Here is a 22,129-nt window from a genome sequence, read left to right as displayed (position 1 = left end):
AAAGCCACACGGTTCGGACCCGTGCGGCTCAACCCGGGAAAACCCGGTTCACCTTTAATCGTAGTTAAAAGTAATGCAAATTAAGAAATTTTTGCTGCTGGGCATAGTATGTGCCAATGTTTTTTTTGCAAATGCCCAGGCACAGCTGGCAGGCATTAGCGGAAAAGTAAAAAGCAGTAGTGGCGCAGCAGTTCCTGCAGCAACAATCAGGCTCCAGAATTCCTCATATGGGGCCGTCTCTGATGAAAACGGAAATTATAGCATCAGCAATGTAAAGCCCGGTAGTTATACACTAAGTGTTACTGCAATTGGCTTTAAAACCCGGAAGAAGACCATAAAGATGGAAGCCGGTCAGCCGCAAAATGTTGACTTCAGTCTTGAAGAAGATGCGCACAATATGGAAACGGTTAATGTAGTTGGCCGCACCAAGGCGCAGGAAGTGAACCGGCAGGCATTTAATGTCACGGCTATTGATGCAAAAAAGTTATACAATACTACTCTGGATATATCTGGTGCGCTTGACCGTGTTGGTGGCGTACGGGTGCGTGAAACGGGAGGTGTAGGTTCCAGTTTCAATTTATCTATCAATGGTTTTTCCGGGAACCGTATCAGGTACTTTATTGATGGGATTCCTATGGACAATTTTGGGTCCTCTTTTCAGATCAATAACATTCCGATCAACATTGCCGATCGTGTAGAGGTTTATAAAGGAGTGGTTCCAATGTGGCTGGGCTCTGATGCTTTGGGAGGAGCCATTAATATTGTAACCAGTGATTACTACCGTAACTACGCAGACATTTCTTATTCTTATGGTTCTTTCAATACACATAGAACTGTTATTAACGCGGCTGCTACCACGAAAAATGGATTTACGGTACAATTGAATGCTTTCCAGAACTATTCTGACAACAATTATAAGGTACATATAGAAGCTGCTGACGTCAATACCGGTGCTTATGCACCTGAAGCTGTCTTAACGCGATTTCACGATACCTACCATAATGAAACATTGATTGCCAATGTGGGCCTGGTCGATAAAAGTTTTGCAGATAAACTTTTATTGGGAATGACCATGGGAAAAAACTACAAAGAAATGCAGACGGGCGCGCGTATGGCAGTGGTATATGGAGGCTGGCACAGACGGGGCAGCATCATGATGCCCAGCCTTAAATATAAGAAAGAAAACCTGATAAAAGGGCTTGACCTGACCATCAATGCCAATTATAACCTGGGCTACGAGCAAAATATCGATACCGTAAGCGGGAGGTTCGACTGGTATGGAGTGTTTAAGCCAAGTGGTTCCAGCGGGGAGCAGGGACGTACCATGACCAAATACAGAAACAACAATGGATTGGCTACTGCTATGGCCAGTTACCGCTTTAACGAAAATAGTTCCATCTCTCTGAATAATGTTTACAACACCTTTAACAGGAAGGTGAATGACAAAGAAAACCCTGCAAACCCTGATAACAACCGCGTGAAGAAACTCAGCAAAAATGTAATCGGTTTAGGTTATTCTTACGATCTGAAAGACAAATATAGCATCTCGGTTTTCGGAAAGTTACTGACACAAAGGTCGGTCAACAGTGACAATGGAGGCGGCCAGCCAGGAATTGATAGAATAGGGTATGGCGCTGCGGTAAGCTATTATTTAAGGCCTGGGTTCCAGCTGAAGGCTTCTTATGAATTGGCTAACCGCCTGCCGGAATCGAACGATATATTCGGGGATCTGGAAAACCTGATTGGTAACCCAGGTTTGAGACCAGAAAATAGTGATAACCTTAACGTAGGATTCAGCTATGGATTTGCACTCAATAAAGATCACCGGTTTTCAATTGCCGCAAATGGAATTTACCGGTATGCCCATGACTATATCATGATGACATTTGCCCCCAATCAGAACAAAAACATCCTGGACAACAAGGAGGCGGTAAAAGCCTGGGGTGGGGATGCTGAAATCAGGTATTCTTATAAAGGCTGGTTAAGCGCTGGTGCAACATTTACTTATCAGATGATCAAAAACCTGGAGGAATATGTGAACGACAACAATGGTAACCGCACAAGCACCCTGAGCCCGGTATACCTCGACCAAATGCCTAACATTCCTTACTTGTTTGGGAATTCTGATGTATCTGTTGCATTGAAAAATGTATGGAGAAAGGGCAACAACCTGAACATAGGCTATAACCTGATGTATGTGCACGAATTCTGGCTTTACTGGCCAAGCAGGGGACAAAGAGATATGACGAGCAAATTTGTTGTACCTGCACAGCTTTCCCACGACCTGAACATTGTGTACAGCATGGCCCAGGGAAGGTATAACATCGGCCTGGAGGCACGTAATATTACCAATGAACGTATGTACGACAATTTTAGCCTGCAAAAGCCAGGTCGCGCTTTCTATTTAAATCTTAGATATTTCTTTAACAACAAATAACATGAAAACAAATTTTACAAAAGCGTTAACTGCGCTCAGTCTGGCTGTGGTGATAACCTCATGCTCTAAAAATAATAAAGATGTCCCTGAAAATCCGGGTAATTTTATTCTGGCTGTTACACCTGCTGCAACAACGGGTGTGGCCGATTACCTGCTGACGGCAGGAAGCCTGGAATCCGGAATAATTTCTACCGCCGGAAATGGAATTGAGCAGGACGGTTCTTATCGCTACTATGTAACCAGCAACAACAAGTTTTTTAGTATGCTGTATGGTCAGGGTAATCCGGGCGCAGTTACTACCTATAACATTACCAATGGTAAATTGACTAAACTGTCTAATTTCCAATCGGAAACCGTGCAGGCTTTTGCGCCGGTAAACGATGATATATTAATGTTTAAAGTCCCAAGAACAATTGCTGCAACCGGTAATACGCTGGCTACCTGGTACCGGGTGAATACCAATAGCTTACTTATTGTAGCTGATGGTAGTGTAAATGCAATTGAACCTACAGGTAATGGCGAAATTGCCCACTTCAGCTGGATCAAACAGGTAGGAAATAAAGTTTATGCCCCTTTCCTTGGAATAAAGAACAGATCATTTGATACCGATTATCCTGATTATGCAGGTATTGCGGTATATTCTTACCCAGATATGAAGTACGAGAAAACGATCAAAGATACACGTACCAGCTTTATCGGAAGGTATTTTGTAGATGGTCTTGGTATTGTTGAAAACGGAGACGTATACGCTTTCTCCAGCGCTGTTGCACAATCAGGAGGGGTAATGACTTCTACCAAACCTTCTGCAATTACCCGTATTAAATCTGGTACTGAAGTATTTGACAATACCTATTTTATGAATTTTGAAACAGCTTCAAATGGATATGTGATCACTAACTGGTTGTATATAGGCAACAATAACTTTGTAGCTCATGTACAGCCTAAAGCTGCAAAAGGTGCCTATGCAACAGGCAGACAACTGGCCATAGTAAATGTGGTGAACAGCACAGTAAAACCGGTGACCGGCTTACCTGAAGCTACCGACATCTCAAGCATCACTACCAATAACTATACACCTAAAGATGGTAGAACCGCTTACTTTGGTCTAAACCTCACAAATTCAGCTGGCAGTTATGTGTACAAAATTGATGCAAGCACGGCAACAGCAACCAGAGGTTTAAAAGTTGAGGGGGGCGTCATCACTGCTATTCAACACCTGCAATAAGTTAGCTCATTGTTTTAATGCGCAATACTTATTTATCTGGAATAATTATAAATAAGTATTGCGCTTACGCTAACATTTGTTTTACTTTGCGACTTAATTATATTCAATCTAAATAAATACACCAATCTATATTCAAATCAATCTTCAGAATGGTACCGGCAAACAAAAATACCCCAGCAAAAAAGAAGAGCAAGGATTCTCTTTTTACAAGGATCAACAAATGGCTCCACTTATGGCTGGGGCTTGTATCGGGCATCATTGTATTGATTGTCTGTTTAACTGGCTGTATCTGGGTTTTTAACGATGAGATAGAAGGTTTACTGGAACCTGAAACCAAAGTAGAACGGCAGGATAAACCTGTAATTACCCCGGCGCAATTGTCGGCCCTTGTGGCGCGCGATTATCCAGATAAGCTTCCTGCTTATGCCAGTTACCAGCAGGGGCGTACCGTCAACCTTAACCTTAGGGATAAGGTTGAGAAAAAAGAAAAAGGCGAACGCGGCGGTGGAAGAAGGGGTGGCGGTGTTACGCTCAAAATCAACCCCTATACTGGTGAGGTCATCAGCAAAGAAGTGCGCAAAAAAGGGGAAACTGATTTCTTCAGGTTCATCTTAAACGGACACAGGTTCCTTTGGATGCCCTACGAAATTGGCAGGCCGATTGTAAATTATGGAACCATGGTTTTTGTGGTGCTCCTTATTACAGGTCTGATCTGGTGGTACCCAAAAAAATGGAGCAAATCTACCCGCGATAAAAGCTTTAAAATTAAATGGGGCGCATCCTTTAAACGGGTAAACCTGGACCTGCACAATGTGCTGGGCTTCTATTCCCTGCTTTTCCTGCTGGCCATTGCACTTACCGGAATGGTATATGGTATCAAGTGGTATAGCGAAGGTTTGTACTGGGTAACTTCGGGGGGAGAAAAACTGGCCGAATTTAAACGTATGGAGTCTGATTCCCTGCAACTCAATAAACATTATACACCTGAAGTGGCAATGGACCTGGCCTGGAACAAGGTAATTGCCCAACACCCAAAGTCTCAGGGTTTCTATTATAATTTTCCGGATACTTCCAAGGCTAAAGCTACGATAGGGATTACCGTATATCCAACAGCGGGGCAGTTTTACAACAGCAAGGGTTATACTTTCGACCAGCATACCCTGGCAGAACTTAAAAGAGCAGATGCATATGCCGTAGATTATGCAGATGCGAGTGCTGCGGTAAAGCTCCGTAAAATGAACTATGATATCCATGTGGGCAGTATCCTGGGGTTCCCGGGTAAAGTGCTGGCATTTCTGGCTTCTTTGATCGGCGCGAGTTTACCCATTACCGGTTTTCTGATCTGGTACGGGCGGAAGTTTAAAAAGAAGAAAAAGCCTTCGGGGCAGGATAAGCCTTTGCAGAAGGCTGTGAAAAAACAGGAAGCGGTTAAGCCGGAACTGGCCGAAAGCTTATAAAAAAAGGAGATTTTTACTCTCCTTTTTTTATAAATGATTACTTACACTTTTTGAGTGCCGCCTCCACTTCTTCCTGTGTATACATACCCTGCTTATTTCCAAACGAATTGCTGATGTAAACCAGGAGCTGGGCAATGTCAATATTGTGCAGCGAAGCAAAATCAGGCATGGTACCTTCATACACCTGTCCGCCTACAGTAATGGGTTCCTTAATTCCATTTTTGATGAAACAGGCCAGTTTCTGCCGGTTTTGTTTTAAAAAGATGGTATCTGTAAGCGGGGGCGTCAATGTACCCAGACCCTCACCATCGGTGCCATGGCAGTTCTGGCAATGTCTGATGTACAGATCGCGGCCGTTTACGTAATAAACATCCTGTTTTACCTGGGCTGCATCCTGGCAGGAAAATACAACAAGACCAATGGAAAGCAGGAATAAAGTGCCGATGAAGTACCTGCGCATAGCTTACTTTTTACTTTTTATATTCTGCCAGTAAAACCGGAATGTCTTTCATCAGTTTGGCTACATCCTCGGTTTTTGTGCCGTCATAAGTACCGCGAAGACGTTTTTGTTTGTCTATCAATACCAGCCAGCCCTGGTGGATATAGCCGTCCCTGTCGGTTGAATCTTCGGCTACGGCAACCAGGTAACTCTTTTCCGCGATGCTGTACACACTGTCTTTCGTGCCCCATACAAATTGCCATTTACCATTGTCGACACCCAGCTTCTGTGCATATTTCTTTAATACAGAGGGTTTATCGTATTTAAAATCAATGGTATGCGAAAGGTACATTACATCCGGGTTGTCCTTAAACTTATCGAATATGGTTTTCATGTTGCGGTGCATGGTAGGGCAGATGCTGCTGCAGGAAGTAAAAAAGAAATCGGCAATATAGATCTTATCCTTAAAATTATCGTTGGTCACATATACACTGTCCTGGTTTAAGAAACGAAACGCCGGGATGGTCTGGTACACCGTGTCTACACGGCTTGTACCATCAGCATTTTTAACCGTTTCGGCATCCCTGGGGCCTAATATAGGCAGTTTCTTTGCATCCTGACAGGAAGAAAGCATTAAGACAGGAACAATTAAAAAACTCAGTGGAAAGAAAAATTTTAACTTCATGATGTTGTGTTATTGGAAGATGGGCAAAGGTAACTAAAATGAAATTAACCCTCCCATTTTGATAAGGTCTGCTATTGCCATAAAACGGTCATGAAATAAATAAGAGATAATTTTATGGGCATAGACTGCACTTTTTGGCCTGAGGAAAGAAACAGGCACCTGTTTTGAAACGCCCTGCTGAAAAATTGAATTTAATCATGGACAATCAAATGATATTTGTTCGCATAGCGAATATAGACGACAGCAGGTATGCACAGGAAATTGTGGAGGAGACAGCAGCCTCGGCGATAGCGAGGGGCTCGGGCATTTCCAAACGGAGTGTGGAAAGTATTATCGGGAAAATGAAAAACGGAAAAGCGGTTATTGCGGTTACAGGTACAGGAGAATGGGTAGGGTTCTCTTATTTTGAGGTTTGGGAAAACAATGCCTTTGTATCCAATTCCGGATTAATTGTTGCGCCCCGATTTCGGAATGCAGGGGTAGCCAGGGCGATTAAAGAGCGCATTTTCCGCATGTCGCGCCGCATGTATCCGGAAGCCAGGATTTTCAGCATCACCTCGGGGGCCGCAATCATGAAATTGAACAGCCAGCTTGGCTTTGAGCCGGTTAGCTTTGCCGAGATCACACATGATGAAGGTTTTTGGGAGGGCTGCAAAAGCTGCATAAATTACAATATCCTTGAAAACAAACGCAAATGCAATTGCCTGTGCACAGCCATGCTTTTTGATCCGCATAAGCAAGATACGACTGCGCCCCAAAACAAAAGTAATGAGCAGCGGCTGATGGTGTTGGATTGTGTGGCTTATCCCCGCAACAGCCTGGTGCCTTTTGCTGAGGGCACAAATGCCCTATGTACGGCATTAAACGACATCAAATGGTTTTCAGCATATGTTTTTCCTATTGAAAGGGACCTTCCAAATCCGGTAAGGATGGAAGTTGTTGAAATTCATACCGGTTTGTATGCGCCTGAACTGGCCGGGCAATGCCGCTTTACGGTGGAGATCCATTACGATCAAAGCTATACGGTAAAGGAAATTTTAAACACCATAAAAAACCATGTTCACTGCAAGTTTACCCTCAGGGCAGAAGCCTTTAGCTTTAACCTGGCAGAAGAAAGCACACAAGGCAGCTTTGTCTCGAATAATTACTAATATTGTTGAAATTTTTAGCCATGCAGTATACCGTTCTAATTATTGATGATGAGCAAAAGATCAGCAGTCTGCTGGCCAGGATCATAGAACTGGAAGGTTTTAAGGTTTTTCAGGCTGCTACAGGAAAGGAAGGACTTAAAATCCTGGCCGCACAAGAGGTGTATGTGGTACTCAGTGATGTAAAATTGCCTGACATTAACGGTGTCGAGCTGGTGAAGGAAATTAAAAAAGTTAAACCATATGCAGAGGTAATCAACCTTACAGCATTTGGTACTATTGCCGATGGGGTAATGGCCATGCGCAATGGCGCCTTTGATTACATTACCAAGGGCGATGATAACGATAAGATCATTCCGCTGGTATATAGGGCGCTGGACAAGGCAAAACTACAATACAGGGTAAACGAACTTGAAAACAGAGTAGCTAAAAAATATAGCTTTGAAGGTATTCTGGGGCAATCTAAGGCCATTTTAGCTGCGGTAGATCTGGCGCGTAAAGTCGCATCAACAGATACGACCGTGTTATTGCTGGGCGAAACCGGTACAGGAAAAGAAGTATTTGCACAGGCCATACACTATGAAAGCCCCAGAAAAATGAAGCCTTTTGTAGCTGTAAACTGTAGTGGCTTCAGTCATGAACTATTGGAAAGTGAGCTTTTTGGGCATAAACAAGGCGCCTTTACCGGAGCTGTTAAAGATAAAAAAGGCCTGTTCGAAGAAGCCAACGAAGGTACCATCTTTCTGGACGAGATAGGAGAGATGAACCTCGACCTGCAAGCTAAATTGCTGAGGGTATTGGAAAACCAGACTTTTATTAAAGTGGGGGATACGCAGACCACCAGGATAAATGTACGTATTATAGCAGCTACCAACAGGGATCTGAAAACAGAATCAGAGGCCGGCAAATTCCGGCTCGATCTGTATTACCGCCTTTCTGTATTTTCTATAGAACTGCCGCCATTGTCGCAACGCAGGACCGATATATTGCCCATTGCCAAACACTACCTGAAGGAGTTCTCAGCAAAAGTTAATAAGCCTGATTTTAAAATGGACGAGAGCTTTGCAGCGCTTTTAATGAAACACGCCTGGAAAGGGAACATCAGGGAATTGAAAAATGTGATGGAACGTGTAGCCATTCTGGCGGATGGGCAGGAACTCAGCAGCAGCCTGCTGCCTTATGAGTTTCATATTGGCGGACAAATCCCAGAGGCTGATGCCTTAAAAATGGAAACCGTGGAAAAACAGCACATCATTAAAGTACTTAAATACACCCGCGGCAACAAAACAGAAACTGCAAGATTGCTGGGAATTGGCCTGACTACCCTGTACCGCAAAATTGAAGAGCTGAAAATCAGCACAGTGATTTGAACGATTTCATTTTCTTAAAAGAGAGGAAACATTCCGATCTACAACGTGTTTATTAGGGAATGAAATTTATCTAAATCCTATTCCTATGAACAGCATTAATAAAAATCAACCGGAAGATACTATAGAAAATTTAGGCCGCGAAGAAGCCGTAAAAAAAATAAAGGCGCTAATAGCGCAAGCTGAGACCTGTTTTTTTTGTACAGAACCGGCTTCCGGACCCTCTGGTGGTGTAAGACCAATGACCATCCAACAGGTAGATGATGAGGGGAACTTATGGATCATCAGTGCAAATGACAGCCATGTAAATGCAGAAGTAGCACTTGATTCAAAAGTTAAACTCTATTTTCAGGGCTCAAAGCATTCTGATTACCTGTATCTTACCGCGGAAGCAAGTATTCACGATGATAAGGCCAAAATAAAGGAACTCTGGAGCCCTTTCCTTAAAGTGTGGTTTACAGAAGGGGAGAATGATCCCCGCATTTCACTGTTAAAAGTAGTACCATTTTCGGGCTATTACTGGGATAACAAGCATGGCAACCTCGTTGCAGGTGTTAAAATGATGATCGGGACTGCAATTGGTAAAACACTGGATGATTCAATAGAGGGACAGATCCATATTTAACGCGCATTTCCTTAAGCTTCCATAATGATAAAAACCCTTCCAAAATGGAAGGGTTTTTTGTTATCTGGATGTTTCGTAAATCTTTTATTGTATTGATTTTCAGTTGTTTATGTTGTTTTTGCTTCTTGTGGTATGCCAATTGGCTATAGGCATGTAAAAACGAGACAATTATGTTAACAATTCTTTTGCTCCTTGCCCTGCTGATCTTATGCTGGGTGTTTTACAAATCAATCGACTGGTTCGAAAAAATCTAAGAAATTATGATCGCATTATTCCTTATCGCTATTGCCGTATTCATTTATATGATCTACGTGCTGATTAAACCCGAAAAATTTTAATTACAAAATGATGAACACTGAATTACTTGGAATTGTTGCCACCTACCTGCTCACGCTGGCTATCGCTATTCCGCTGGGCAAATACCTGGCAAAAGTTTTTGCCGGAGAGCGGGTCTGGACAGACTTTCTGAAACCTATTGAAAACGGCATATTTAAACTGTCGGGTATCAACCCCAAAGAAGAGATGAATTGGAAGCAGCACATGAAAGCGCTGTTGACCATTAACCTGGTTTGGCTGGTATACGGCTTTTTTGTATTGATGTACCAGAATAAACTACCCATGAACCCCGACGGCAACCCGGGCATGTCTCCCGATTTGTCGTTCAATACCATCATCAGCTTTGTGGTGAATTGTAACTTGCAGCATTACTCAGGTGAATCTGGCGTTAGTTACCTTACCCAGCACTTTGTACTGATGTTCCTGCAATTTGTAAGCTGCGCTACAGGTATAGCTGCTGCAGTGGTATTCTTTAAAGCTTTTAGAGATAAAACGGCAGTTAAACTGGGCAACTTCTGGGATTTCTTTGTAAAATCCATCACCCGTTTGCTTTTGCCTTTATCGCTCATTATTGCCCTGATCCTTGCCTTTAATGGTACGCCAACCAGTTATGAGGGCAAAGACCAGTTTATTTCGGTACAGGGCGATACCGTAAATGTATCACGTGGCCCGGCTGCAGGTTTTATTGCCATTAAACACCTGGGGACAAATGGCGGCGGATGGTTTGGTGCCAACTCTACACATCCATTGGAAAACCCGAATTACCTGACCGCAATGGTAGAACTGATGGCTCAGGTAGTGATTCCCATTGCTATGGTCATCGCCTTTGGTTATTTCATCAGGCGTAAAAAGCTGGCCTGGACAATATTTGGTGTAATGACCATCGGCATGCTGCTACTGCTCATACCGACTATCAGCAGTGAGCTTGGCGGTAATCCGGCTCTGGCAAAAATGGGCATTTCGCAAACAAATGGTGCCATGGAGGGGAAGGAGGTCCGTTTTGGTCCCGCGCTTTCAGCCTATTGGAGCACCGTAACCACCATCATCTCTACGGGTTCAGTCAACAGTATGCACGACAGTACCATGCCGCTGAGCGGTACCTGGCAACTGCTGGGTATGATGATCAACTCCTTTTACGGAGGCTGTGGGGTAGGTGTGTTGAATTACTTTATATACCTGATCATCGCCGTATTTATTTCCGGATTGATGGTTGGCCGCACACCCGAATTTTTGGGACATAAGGTAGAGGCAAGAGAAATAAAAATAGCTGCGCTTATCACTTTATTGAGTCCCTTCCTGATCTTGTCAGGTACGGCAATAGCCAGTTATGTATTCAGCAATTACGGGGATGCGGCATGGGCAGTACAACCTAAAAACTGGTTGAATAATCCTGGTTTTCACGGCTTCTCCGAGATGCTGTACGAAATGACCTCTTCCAATGCCAATAATGGTTCTGGTTTTGAAGGCCTGGGCGATAACAATGTGTTCTGGAACGTGTCCACCGGTTTTGTACTGATGCTTGGCCGTTTTTTACCTATTATAGGCCCGATTGCGATTGCCGGTTTGCTGGGCGCTAAAAAGTACATCCCTGAATCGGCCGGTACTTTAAAAACCGATACGCTGACTTTCAGCCTGATGACCTTTGCCGTAATCATTGTATTAAACGCACTCTCTTATTTTCCTGCATTGGCCCTGGGCCCACTGGCAGAATACTTTACCATGCTTAAATAGAATAGAATAATGAAAACTTCCAATAAATTATTTGAACCCGCTTTAGTGCAGACTGCATTAAAACAGTCCTTTATCAAACTGGATCCAAGGGTGATGGTACGTAATCCGGTCATGTTCACGGTTGAAATTGGTACAGTCATCATGGCCTTTGTTACCATTTATTCAATGAGCAACGCCGGACAGGGATCAGCCTTATATAACTTCTTTATTTTCCTGATCTTACTGCTCACCGTTCTTTTCGCCAACTTTGCCGAAGCTATCGCCGAGGCAAGGGGCAAAGCGCAGGCCGACAGCTTAAGAAAAACAAGGGAAGAGACACCTGCAAAGGTATTGTTGGGTAAAGGGGATATCGAAATCCGCTCTTCCAGTCAGCTTAAAAAAGGTGATGTTTTTGTTTGCGAGGCCGGGGATACCATTCCAACAGATGGGGAGATCATAGAGGGGATTGCGACCATTGATGAATCAGCGATTACCGGTGAATCCGCACCCGTTATCCGGGAATCCGGAGGCGACAAATCATCTGTAACCGGGGGCACAAAGGTTTTGTCCGACCAGATCAAGGTGCAGGTGAGCACCCAGCCTGGTGAAAGTTTCCTGGATAAGATGATTGCACTGGTTGAAGGTGCATCACGCCAGAAAACACCCAATGAGATTGCCCTGACCATTTTGCTGGCCAGCTTCACCCTGGTGTTCATCATTGTATGCGTAACCTTAAAGCCATTTGCAGATTATGCCAATACGCCCATCACTATTGCAGCTTTGATTTCACTGTTTGTTTGTTTAATCCCTACCACCATCGGGGGCCTGCTTTCGGCCATTGGTATTGCGGGGATGGACAGGGCATTGCGTGCCAATGTGATCACCAAATCGGGTAAAGCAGTAGAAACTGCCGGCGATATTGATGTGCTGCTGCTCGATAAGACGGGGACCATTACCATCGGTAACCGCAAGGCCACCAATTTTTATCCCACCACAGGGCTGATGATCAAAACCTTTATGGATGCCTGTGTCATGAGTTCACTGGCCGATGATACCCCCGAGGGCAAATCCATCATAGAGCTGGCGAGCCTGCAGGACAGCCATATCATGACCCAGGCTCCTGAAGGGTCAAAATTCATCAGGTTCACAGCCGAAACACGGTCGAGCGGTATAGATACGCCCGATGGCAAACGTATCCGTAAGGGAGCCTTTGATGCCATCCGCGATATCGTTTTGACCGCAGGAAACCCCTTTCCTATGGATATTGAAGATCAGGTAAAGGCCATTGCAGGCAATGGGGGCACACCCCTGGTGGTGGCGCAGAATGAGCAGGCTTTGGGGGTAATAGAATTGCAGGATATCATTAAGCCGGGCATCAGTGAACGTTTTGAACGCCTGCGTAAAATGGGTGTGAAAACGGTGATGGTCACCGGGGATAACCCCTTAACTGCCAGGTTTATTGCCGAAAAAGCCGGTGTTGATGATTTCATTGCAGAGGCCAAACCGGAAGATAAAATGAACTACATTAAAGAAGAACAGGCCCAGGGTAAACTGGTGGCCATGATGGGTGATGGTACCAATGATGCACCGGCACTGGCGCAGGCGGATGTGGGTGTAGCCATGAACAGTGGAACACAGGCTGCCAAAGAGGCCGGAAATATGGTCGACCTCGACAACGATCCAACCAAACTGATCGAGATCGTAGAGATCGGCAAACAATTGCTGATCACACGGGGCACCTTAACCACCTTTTCCATTGCCAACGATGTGGCCAAGTATTTTGCTATTGTACCGGCCCTGTTCATTGCTTCTATCCCAGCTTTACAGCACCTGAACATTATGGGGCTGCACAGTCCGGAAAGCGCCATATTATCGGCCGTGATCTTTAACGCCATCATTATTCCTTTCCTCATTCCGCTGGCCTTGAAGGGGGTGGCCTACAAACCCATAGGTGCAAGTGCCTTGCTGCGCAGAAATCTGTTTGTTTATGGCCTGGGAGGGGTGGTTGTGCCTTTTATTGGCATCAAGCTTATCGATTTATTAATTGGATTATTTGTTTAAAAATAGAAATCATGAAAAAGTACCTGTTACAATCTATACGACTTACCGCAGTGCTGATGTTACTGCTTTGCGTAATATATCCTTTAATTGTGGCCTTTGGGGGCGGCTTTTCCAAAGGAAATGGCGGGGGCGAAAAAATCACCCGGAACGGTAAAGTAGTAGGCTACGCCTTATTGGGACAATTGTTTACCAAACCCGGATACTTCTGGGGCCGGCCCTCGGCAGTAGGCTATAATGCTGCCGGATCGGCTGGCTCAAATAAAGGCGCTTCAAATGCCGATTACCTGAAAGATGTAGCCGGCAGGATAGATACGCTTTTAAAATACCATCCTTATCTGAAAAAAGCGGACATCCCGGCCGACCTGGTTACAGCCTCAGGTAGTGGTTTGGATCCTAACATTTCTGAGCAGGCCGCCCTGATCCAGATCAAGCGGGTAGCTGCCGAACGTGGCTTCAGTGACAGGGCAGTTGCTGAGCTGGTCGTAAAAAATACAGCAGATCCCTTGCTGGGTATGTTTGGTCCTTCGACTGTGAATGTCCTGAAATTGAACCTTGCCCTTGACGAATTAAAAAAATAAGACGAATTAAAAAAATAAAAATATCATGAAGAAACGCTTAATATTAGCACTTGCCCTTTCGACAGGAATATATGCACAGGCACAGGAAACACCGGTAATTAAAGTTAGCGGTTACCTGGAAACCTATTATGGATATGATTTTAACAAACCGGCCGACAATAATCGTCCTGGTTTTATTTACGCACACAACCGGCACAATGAGGTAAACCTGAACCTGGGTTTTATAAAAGGTAGTTTCGACAATGGAAACATCAGGGCAAACCTGGCTGTTATGGCGGGAACCTATACCAATGCCAACCTGGCTGCCGAACCGGGGGTGCTCAAAAATATTTATGAGGCCAATGCGGGATTAAAGCTTTCCAAGTCCCTCAATTTATGGCTGGATGCCGGAGTGTTTGCTTCACATATCGGTTTCGAAAGTGCAGTATCAAAAGATTGCTGGGTACTCACGAGGAACATCTCCTCAGAGAACACCCCTTATTATGAGTCGGGCGCCAAATTGGGCTATGCTACCCATGATGGGAAATTTGCGGCTACTTTGTTGTATTTGAACGGGTGGCAGCGCATCAACCGCCAGAACGGCAACAGCAAACCGGCAGGAGGGCTGCAGCTAACCTGGAAGCCTACAGATAAGATCACAGTTAACTACAGCAATTACCTTGGAACAGAAGGGGCCGACTCTATACGTGTAAACCGTTTTTATCACAATGTGTATGGCATATTTGAGTTTACAGACAAGTTTGGTCTGACCCTGGGTTTTGATTATGGGACCCAGCAAAAGACTAAGGGTAATTCAGCGCATAATGAGGTTTTTTCGCCCGTAGCCATAGTCCGGTACATCCTGACCGATAAATGGAAAGTGGCTGGCCGGGTAGAGCATTACCAGGATAGGAAGGGTGTTTTGATACCTGCTGGTACAGCAAATGGTTTTAAAACCACAGGTTATTCATTAAATCTCGATTATGCGCCCATCAGCAATGCCGTTGTGCGACTGGAAGGAAAATTGTACGACAGTAAGGATAAAATATTTGTAAAAAATGAGGCTGCGGTAAATACCAATGCCGCGGTTACGGCCAGTATTGCCGTTTCTTTTTAAGGTTTGTTTTTACAGGGCTGGCGTTGGTGTGGCTGGTCCTGTATTGACATTGACCGGCTTATAATAAATAATTAAATATGGTTAAACTGATTCCTTTGTTAAGTGTTTGTCTGTTGTTACTTGCAGGCATATGGTACCTTGTTAAAGAAGCGTACATTGTGATTAAATGGTAATGGAAGAAGAAAATAAATCGGGCTCTGTACGGAAGTTTCTCGATCTGGTCAAGAAATCAAGGAGAGGGAAATTTAAAGTCTATATTGGCATGAGTGCTGGTGTGGGGAAAACTTATCGTATGCTGCAGGAAGCTCATGCCTTACTCAAAAACGGTATCGACATACAGATCGGGTATGTCGAGACACATAACAGGGCCGAGACTCACGCACTGCTGGGCGGTCTTCCGCTGATTCCCAGACGAAAGCTGTTTTATAAAGGAAAGGAGCTGGAGGAAATGGATGTGAATGCCATTATCAGTCTGCATCCGGAGGTGGTGATTGTGGATGAACTGGCCCATACCAATGTTGAAGGCAGTAAGAATGGCAAACGCTGGCAGGATGTAGTGGATATACTCGAGGCAGGTATCAGTGTGATCTCGGCGGTAAATATCCAGCACCTGGAAAGTATGAATGAGGAGATCGAAAAGATTACCGGCATTCCGATTACAGAACGGATACCAGACCGGGTACTGGAACTTGCAGATGAAATTGTAAATATTGACCTGACGGCCGATGAGCTGATAGACCGTTTGAAGGAGGGTAAGATTTACGATCAGAGCAAAATTGCACGTGCTTTAGGGAATTTCTTTCAGTCGGAAAGGATTCTGCAGCTGCGGGAACTGGCGCTGAAAGAAGTAGCACACCATTTGGAAAGAAAGATCAGCCTGGAAATCCCGAAACAGATTAAGCTGCGTCCCGAGCGTTTTATGGCCTGCATTTCCACCAATAATACCACTGCTAAGATTGTGATCCGTAAAACAGCCCGGTTGGCTTCCTATTACCATTCGCCCTGGATAGTTTTGTACGTGCAGAACAACCATGAAAGTGGCGACCGGGTTAAGCTGGACCTGCAAAGGCACCTTATCAATAACTTTAAACTCGCTACAGAACTGGGCGCAGAAGTGATTAAAGTAAAAAGCAACCAGATTACCCAAACCATATTAAAAGTGGCAGAAGAAAAAGAGATTACAACTATATGTATTGGAAAGCCGCATTTAAATTTATTTCAGATTATAATGAGAACTGCGATTTTTAACCAACTTTTGCGAAGTATTTCGTCGACCGAAACGGACTTGGTGATTTTAAGTTAAGTACAGTAAATAAGAACAGCATTAAAAAATAAGATCATGAAGATAAAAACAAAACTTCGCCTCGGATTCGGGTTCCTGTTCGTGGTGATCCTCTTTTTTGGAGGTATTTCTTTATACTACATGAATGAAATCTCCAAAAGATCGAAGGTGATTCTTAAAGACAATTATGAAACGCTGAGCTATACCAGTAAAATGCGCAGCATACTGGATGAGAATGTACTTCCTTTGCCTGCCAAAGCCATGGCCACCTTTGATGAGCAGCTGCGGTTGGAAGGGAAAAATGTCACAGAGGCAGGTGAGGGTAAAGCTGTTCATGCACTAAAGCTGGCTTATAACGAGATGGTTAAGCCGGCGGCATCTTTAATAGAAAGGCAGGAGGGGCTGAGCAAAGTTAGGTGGCAGTTAAAGACCATCGACGAGTTGAATATGAACGCCATTGTGCGGAAAAATGCAGCAGCGCAGGCAGCTGTGGAAAGGGCTGCCATGTATGTGATCTTTGCAGCTTCCCTCTGCTTCCTGATCCTGTTTTCATTCATTGTTAACTTTCCGGGCTTTGTGGCCAATCCATTGCGCGAATTTGCCGATGCCATTCGTGAGATCAGCAGAAAAAATTACAAACAGCGACTGGAGTTCAAGGGTTCAGATGAGTTTGCTGAACTGGCAGATTCTTTCAACGTCATGACTGCCGAGCTCAATAAATGGGAGAGCAGTAACCTGGCCAAGATTCAATCAGAAAAACAGCGGATCGAGACCATTATAGAACAGATGCAGGATGCCATCATAGGGTTAAATGAAAAGCAGGAGGTGCTTTTCATGAACAAGGTTGCCGCACAGCTGATGAACCTTGAACAGCAGGATGTATTGGGTAAGGATGCGGGTGAATTGAGGAAAAGAAATGACCTCCTGAACCGTGTTTTACAGGAAAATGATACCGACAAACCCATGAAGATCTACGCCGACCATAAAGAATCTTATTTCCAGCTGGAACGCAGGGAAATTATGGTGCCGAATTACGACGACAGTGGCGATAATGCTATGGTGCAGACAGGCAAAGCCGCCGGTCAGGTCTATATCCTTAAAAACATTACCCAGTTTAAGGAACTGGATGAGGCCAAGACAAATTTTATCGCAACGGTGTCCCACGAGTTAAAGACGCCCATTTCTTCCATTAAAATGAGTTTGAAACTGATGGACGATGAAAGGGTAGGAAGCATGAATGCTGAGCAGAAGGAGCTGGTACAGCACATCAGGGAAGATTGCGGGCGTTTGTTAAAGATCACCAGTGAGCTGCTGGACCTGGCGCAGGTAGAAACCGGCAACCTGCAGCTGAATTTCGTGAAATCTGATCCCCGTAAAATAGCCATCTATGCTATGGATGCGGTAAGGTTTCAAGCCGAACAAAAGGCCATAGAACTGGACCTGGTTTCGAGGAATAACCTGCCTCAGGTATATGTGGATATAGAAAAAACGGCCTGGGTGCTGGTTAACTTTTTGTCGAATGCCCTTCGGTATAGTCCGGAAAAGTCGAAAGTGGTAGTACAGGTGATAGAAAAGGGGGATGACATAGAGTTTTCAGTACGTGATTTCGGCAAAGGCATAGAAAAAAAATACCAGGAAAGATTGTTTGATAAATATTTCCAGGTGCCTACAGATGGGAACAATAAGTCGGGATCCGGACTGGGACTGGCCATATCAAAAGATTTTATCGCAGCTGAAGATGGGCACATATGGGTAGAAAGTGAGTTGGGGGAAGGCAGCAGGTTCTGTTTTTCTTTACCCGTAGTTGCGCAGGTATTACCATAATCGCTTTTTTTAGTTTACCTTTGTAAGGATAAGTTCTTTAAATATTTCTTTCATCAACCGGTAATGGTTTTACTTAATTGTAGATTAATAGGGAATCGTGTGCAAATCACGAACTGTCGCGCAACTGTAAGTAACACAAAAAGTTTTTACCCTTAGTATATCCACTGTTCCTTTTTGGGAATGGGAAGGATGGTAAAAATGTTACAAGTCAGGAGACCTGCCTTTACCGCATTGACATTGCTTTCGCGGTTTGAAGCAGAGGTTATTTGATGTAATGGATTTCGGGCTCATGCCGTCATATCGACGTTAGGAGATATCTCTGGTTTATAGAAATAAGAGATACCGTTATTCTATATGTCCTTTTTTCCTTCTTTTTCTTATCGCAACAGCATTGAGATTTCAGCAAAGAGCTTTTAACTGATTTTTTCATCAATTAAAAAGCAAGAAAATGCTAACAAACAATCTGGGCTACCCGCGCATTGGTAGCAAAAGAGAACTCAAAAAAGCCTGCGAGCAATATTGGTCGGGCAGTTCTTCCATACAAAGCCTGGTACAAACCGGCAGGGAGATCCGTAAACACAACTGGGAGCTGCAGAAAGCAGCGGGGATTGACCTGATCCCCTCCAATGATTTTTCATTCTATGACCAGGTACTGGACCTTTCGCTAACGGTTGGTGCCATCCCTAAGCGTTACCACGAGGTGATCCTGAACAAAGGCAATTCAGAACTGGACCTGTATTTTGCCATGGCCAGAGGCTACCAGAAAGACGGACTGGACATCACGGCCATGGAAATGACCAAGTGGTTTGATACCAATTACCATTACATTGTTCCAGAATTTACCAAAGATCAGCAGTTTAAGTTGTTTTCGACAAAAATACTTGATGAATATAATGAAAGTAAAAGATTGGGGATCAACACCAAACCTGTCCTTATAGGCCCGGTTTCCTACCTGCTGCTGGGTAAGGAAAAGGAAGAGGGCTTTGAACGTATAGACCTTATAAAAAACCTTTTGCCGGTATATCTGGAAATCCTTAAAAAACTGGAAGAACAACATGTGGAATGGGTACAGTTTGATGAACCATTCCTGGTATTGGACCTGACAGAGAAAGACCGGGCAGCTTATACTTACGTTTATACGGAGATCAAAAAGCAATTCCCTAAACTGAAAACCATACTGGCCACCTATTTTGGTACTTTGAAAGAAAATACCAAACTGGCCGTTTCACTGCCTGTGCATGCTTTGCATATCGATCTGGTCCGCAGTCCGGAGCAGCTGGATACTGTGCTTACTGCATTGCCTGAGCACATGAAACTGTCGCTGGGACTGGTGGATGGCAGGAACATCTGGAAGAATGACTTCAAGACTTCTTTGTCTCTGATAGAAACTACCCTTGCCAAAATAAAAGAAAACAGGCTGCTCATCAGTCCCTCCTGCTCGCTGATCCATTCGCCATGCGATCTGGAACTGGAAACCAACGATCAGGTGTTAACACCCGAAATTAAACAATGGCTGTCTTTTGCCCGCCAGAAGGCAGATGAAGTGGTTATACTGAAACAGCTGGCCCTTAAGGACCCAGCCGCAGAAGTAAGCCTGAAAGCAAATGAAACCGCCCATCAAAGCCGGGCCACTTCGGCCTTAATTCACCGTTCCGCTGTAAAAGCACGCATGGCTGGAATTTCGGAGAAAGATGACCAGCGGGGCAATTCTTTTGCGGTACGACAGAAACTACAGCAGGAAGTGCTGGGGCTACCCTTATTTCCTACCACAACTATTGGTTCTTTTCCGCAGACCCCGGAGGTACGCAGCTGGAGGGCCAGGTATAAAAAGGGAGAGCTGAACCTTGCCGAATATGATGCCTTGATTGAAAAGGAGACGGAAGAAACCATCCGTTTCCAGGAAGAAGCAGGTATTGACGTATTGGTACATGGCGAATTTGAACGGAACGACATGGTAGAGTATTTTGGAGAACAGCTGGCCGGCTTTACTTTTACCAAAAACGGCTGGGTACAAAGTTATGGCAGTCGCTGTGTAAAACCACCTGTAATTTACGGGGATGTTTTCCGTCCGGAACCCATGACAGTGCGCTGGTCGGCCTATGCGCAATCGCTCAGCAAAAAATGGGTAAAAGGCATGCTTACCGGTCCCGTTACCATCTTGCAATGGTCCTTTGTACGCAACGACCAGCCCCGGTCTGAAACCTGTACACAGATTGCTTTTGCGATCAGGGATGAAGTGAACGACCTGGAAAAGGCAGGGATTAAGATCATCCAGATTGACGAACCGGCCATCCGGGAGGGGCTGCCGCTGCGCAAGTCGGATTGGCAGAAATACCTGCAATGGGCGGTTAAGGCTTTTCGCATCTCTGCAAGCGGTGTGAAAGACGATACCCAGATCCATACACACATGTGTTATTCAGAGTTCAACGACATCATTCAGCACATTGCCGATATGGATGCAGATGTGATCACCATAGAATGCTCGCGTTCGCAAATGGAGCTGCTGGATGCTTTTGCTGATTTTAAGTATCCGAATGAGATCGGACCGGGCGTTTATGATATCCATTCTCCCCGCATACCCGCTAAGGAAGAAATGGTTAGCCTGTTGGGAAAGGCCAGATCGGTTATTCCGGCGGCACAGCTGTGGGTAAACCCCGATTGCGGCTTAAAGACCAGGCACTGGGCCGAAACAAAAAAAGCTTTGACAGAAATGGTAGCAGCTGCAAAAGTACTGCGGGAATCTGTGGAAGAAGCTGTAACTTTGTAAAAAAAAGAGGCAGGCGGCATGCCTGCCTTCTTTTACAGAATTACGTACGCACAAATGAGAATAAGGAAAAATGCGGTGATTACCGCGGTTGGGGGTTATGTTCCGGATACGGTTTTAAGTAACCATGACCTCGAAAAAATGGTGGATACCAATAACGAATGGATTGTTGCCAGGACAGGGATAAAGGAGAGAAGGATTGTGAACGACCCTGAAATTGCGACCTCAGATATGGCAACTTACGCGCTTAAAAGACTGATGGAAGACGGCAATGTAAGTCCGGATGAAATTGACTGCGTAATCGTGTCTACCTCTACACCGGATTATGTAATGGTGAGTACGGGGAGTATGGTATGCGAGAAGGCCGGATTAAAAAATGCCTGGGGTATTGATACAAATGCCGCCTGCAGTGGCTTTTTATATGCACTTACACTTGGTGCCAGCATGATTGAAAGTGGCCGTTGTAAAAAAGTAGTCGTGATCGGGGCCGATAAAAACAGCTCAATTGTAAATTACACCGACCGCAATACCTGCATCCTTTTTGGAGATGGTGCCGGCGCAGTTTTACTGGAACAGACCGAAGAACCGGTAGGCTTAATGGACAGCTTTTTCAGAACAGATGGTTCGGGTAAAGAAAACCTTATCGTTACCGCCGGAGGCTCTAAATTTCCTGCTTCACAGGCTACGCTTGATGATAAATTGCATTATGTTCGTCAGGACGGCCGCGTAGTGTTTAAAGCTGCCATTCAGGGTATGACAGATACCTGCAATGAGGTGCTGAAATCAAACGACCTGGTGAGTTCACAGATCGATCACCTGATTCCGCACCAGGCAAATTTAAGGATCATTCAATCTGTAGGAGAGTACCTTGGTTTATCTACCGAGCAGGTAAAAGTAAATATCGATCGTTATGGAAATACCACCGCCGCGACCATTCCTTTGTGCTTATGGGATTTTAAAGATGATTTTAAATACGGTGATAAAATGATATTGACTGCATTTGGCGCTGGTTTCTCATGGGGGGCTACTTACCTGAAATGGGGCAAGCTCAGAGAGAAGTAGAAATTAACCGTTCTCTTCTGAGGCTGGAAACCT

Annotated in this window: 17 protein-coding genes and 1 riboswitch; of the genes, 15 read left to right on the top strand and 2 right to left on the bottom strand. The window is 44.6% G+C overall.

The features are described from left to right. Positions 1–73 precede the first annotated feature (73 nt). The 3 genes from ABIE26_RS08855 (at position 74) to ABIE26_RS08845 (ending at position 5,119) form a co-directional block, all read left to right on the top strand. Complete coding sequence (locus ABIE26_RS08855; protein WP_310137790.1) at positions 74–2,437, top strand: TonB-dependent receptor; 2,364 nt, start codon at positions 74–76, stop codon at positions 2,435–2,437. A 1-nt stretch (position 2,438) separates the two neighbouring features. Further along, a complete protein-coding gene (locus ABIE26_RS08850; protein ID WP_310137792.1) occupies positions 2,439–3,662 on the top strand; it encodes a DUF4374 domain-containing protein in 1,224 nt (407 codons plus the stop codon). A gap of 149 nt (positions 3,663–3,811) precedes the next feature. Then, entirely contained in the window at positions 3,812–5,119 is a 1,308-nt protein-coding gene (locus ABIE26_RS08845; protein WP_310137795.1) for a PepSY-associated TM helix domain-containing protein, read from the top strand. 37 nt (positions 5,120–5,156) lie between these two features. Here the strand turns inward: ABIE26_RS08845 and ABIE26_RS08840 are convergent, their stop codons facing one another. Together ABIE26_RS08840 and ABIE26_RS08835 are read right to left on the bottom strand one after the other, a co-directional pair. Next, the gene (locus ABIE26_RS08840) at positions 5,157–5,579 is read right to left on the bottom strand and encodes a c-type cytochrome (RefSeq protein WP_310137798.1); all 423 of its coding nucleotides are present in this window, start codon (positions 5,577–5,579) and stop codon (positions 5,157–5,159) included. A 10-nt stretch (positions 5,580–5,589) separates the two neighbouring features. Next, on the bottom strand, positions 5,590–6,243 hold the full coding sequence (locus tag ABIE26_RS08835) for an SCO family protein (RefSeq protein WP_310137801.1): 654 nt from the start codon (positions 6,241–6,243) through the stop codon (positions 5,590–5,592). A 197-nt stretch (positions 6,244–6,440) separates the two neighbouring features. Here ABIE26_RS08835 and ABIE26_RS08830 point away from each other — a divergent pair, with 197 nt between their 5' ends. The 12 genes from ABIE26_RS08830 to ABIE26_RS08775 all read left to right on the top strand — a co-directional run bounded on the left by ABIE26_RS08830 (position 6,441) and on the right by ABIE26_RS08775 (position 22,096). Beyond that, entirely contained in the window at positions 6,441–7,394 is a 954-nt protein-coding gene (locus ABIE26_RS08830) for a hypothetical protein (RefSeq protein ID WP_310137803.1), read from the top strand. Positions 7,395–7,414: 20 nt separating this feature from the next. After that, on the top strand, positions 7,415–8,761 hold the full coding sequence (locus ABIE26_RS08825; RefSeq protein ID WP_310141475.1) for a sigma-54-dependent transcriptional regulator: 1,347 nt from the start codon (positions 7,415–7,417) through the stop codon (positions 8,759–8,761). An 85-nt stretch (positions 8,762–8,846) separates the two neighbouring features. Beyond that, the gene (locus ABIE26_RS08820; RefSeq protein ID WP_310137806.1) at positions 8,847–9,383 is read left to right on the top strand and encodes a pyridoxamine 5'-phosphate oxidase family protein; all 537 of its coding nucleotides are present in this window, start codon (positions 8,847–8,849) and stop codon (positions 9,381–9,383) included. 260 nt (positions 9,384–9,643) lie between these two features. Continuing rightward, positions 9,644–9,721 carry a potassium-transporting ATPase subunit F gene (locus ABIE26_RS08815; protein WP_084240239.1) on the top strand — a complete coding sequence of 26 codons (78 nt, stop codon included), beginning with the start codon at positions 9,644–9,646 and terminating at the stop codon, positions 9,719–9,721. Positions 9,722–9,731: 10 nt separating this feature from the next. Beyond that, on the top strand, positions 9,732–11,450 hold the full coding sequence (kdpA, locus tag ABIE26_RS08810; protein ID WP_310141477.1) for a potassium-transporting ATPase subunit KdpA: 1,719 nt from the start codon (positions 9,732–9,734) through the stop codon (positions 11,448–11,450). A gap of 9 nt (positions 11,451–11,459) precedes the next feature. After that, a complete protein-coding gene (gene kdpB, locus ABIE26_RS08805; protein ID WP_310137809.1) occupies positions 11,460–13,490 on the top strand; it encodes a potassium-transporting ATPase subunit KdpB in 2,031 nt (676 codons plus the stop codon). Between the two features lie 11 nt (positions 13,491–13,501). Beyond that, complete coding sequence (kdpC, locus tag ABIE26_RS08800) at positions 13,502–14,068, top strand: potassium-transporting ATPase subunit KdpC (protein ID WP_310137812.1); 567 nt, start codon at positions 13,502–13,504, stop codon at positions 14,066–14,068. A 25-nt stretch (positions 14,069–14,093) separates the two neighbouring features. Next, positions 14,094–15,164: a porin gene (locus tag ABIE26_RS08795; RefSeq protein WP_310137813.1), complete on the top strand. Its 1,071-nt coding sequence runs from the start codon at positions 14,094–14,096 to the stop codon at positions 15,162–15,164. Positions 15,165–15,336: 172 nt separating this feature from the next. After that, positions 15,337–16,467 carry a sensor protein KdpD gene (locus ABIE26_RS08790; protein WP_310137815.1) on the top strand — a complete coding sequence of 377 codons (1,131 nt, stop codon included), beginning with the start codon at positions 15,337–15,339 and terminating at the stop codon, positions 16,465–16,467. 36 nt (positions 16,468–16,503) lie between these two features. Next, positions 16,504–18,270 carry a HAMP domain-containing sensor histidine kinase gene (locus ABIE26_RS08785; protein ID WP_310137816.1) on the top strand — a complete coding sequence of 589 codons (1,767 nt, stop codon included), beginning with the start codon at positions 16,504–16,506 and terminating at the stop codon, positions 18,268–18,270. Between the two features lie 47 nt (positions 18,271–18,317). Then, a riboswitch (cobalamin riboswitch) is annotated at positions 18,318–18,509 on the top strand. A 209-nt stretch (positions 18,510–18,718) separates the two neighbouring features. After that, on the top strand, positions 18,719–21,037 hold the full coding sequence (metE, locus tag ABIE26_RS08780) for a 5-methyltetrahydropteroyltriglutamate--homocysteine S-methyltransferase (protein ID WP_310137820.1): 2,319 nt from the start codon (positions 18,719–18,721) through the stop codon (positions 21,035–21,037). A 54-nt stretch (positions 21,038–21,091) separates the two neighbouring features. Further along, positions 21,092–22,096 carry a beta-ketoacyl-ACP synthase III gene (locus tag ABIE26_RS08775; protein ID WP_310137822.1) on the top strand — a complete coding sequence of 335 codons (1,005 nt, stop codon included), beginning with the start codon at positions 21,092–21,094 and terminating at the stop codon, positions 22,094–22,096. The last annotated feature ends 33 nt before the right edge of the window (positions 22,097–22,129 follow it).

Source organism: Pedobacter africanus (assembly GCF_040548825.1).
GTDB lineage: Bacteria > Bacteroidota > Bacteroidia > Sphingobacteriales > Sphingobacteriaceae > Pedobacter > Pedobacter africanus_A.
The sequence above is the reverse complement of the archived record's forward strand: the minus strand, read 5'-3'. Positions and strand labels throughout refer to the sequence as shown.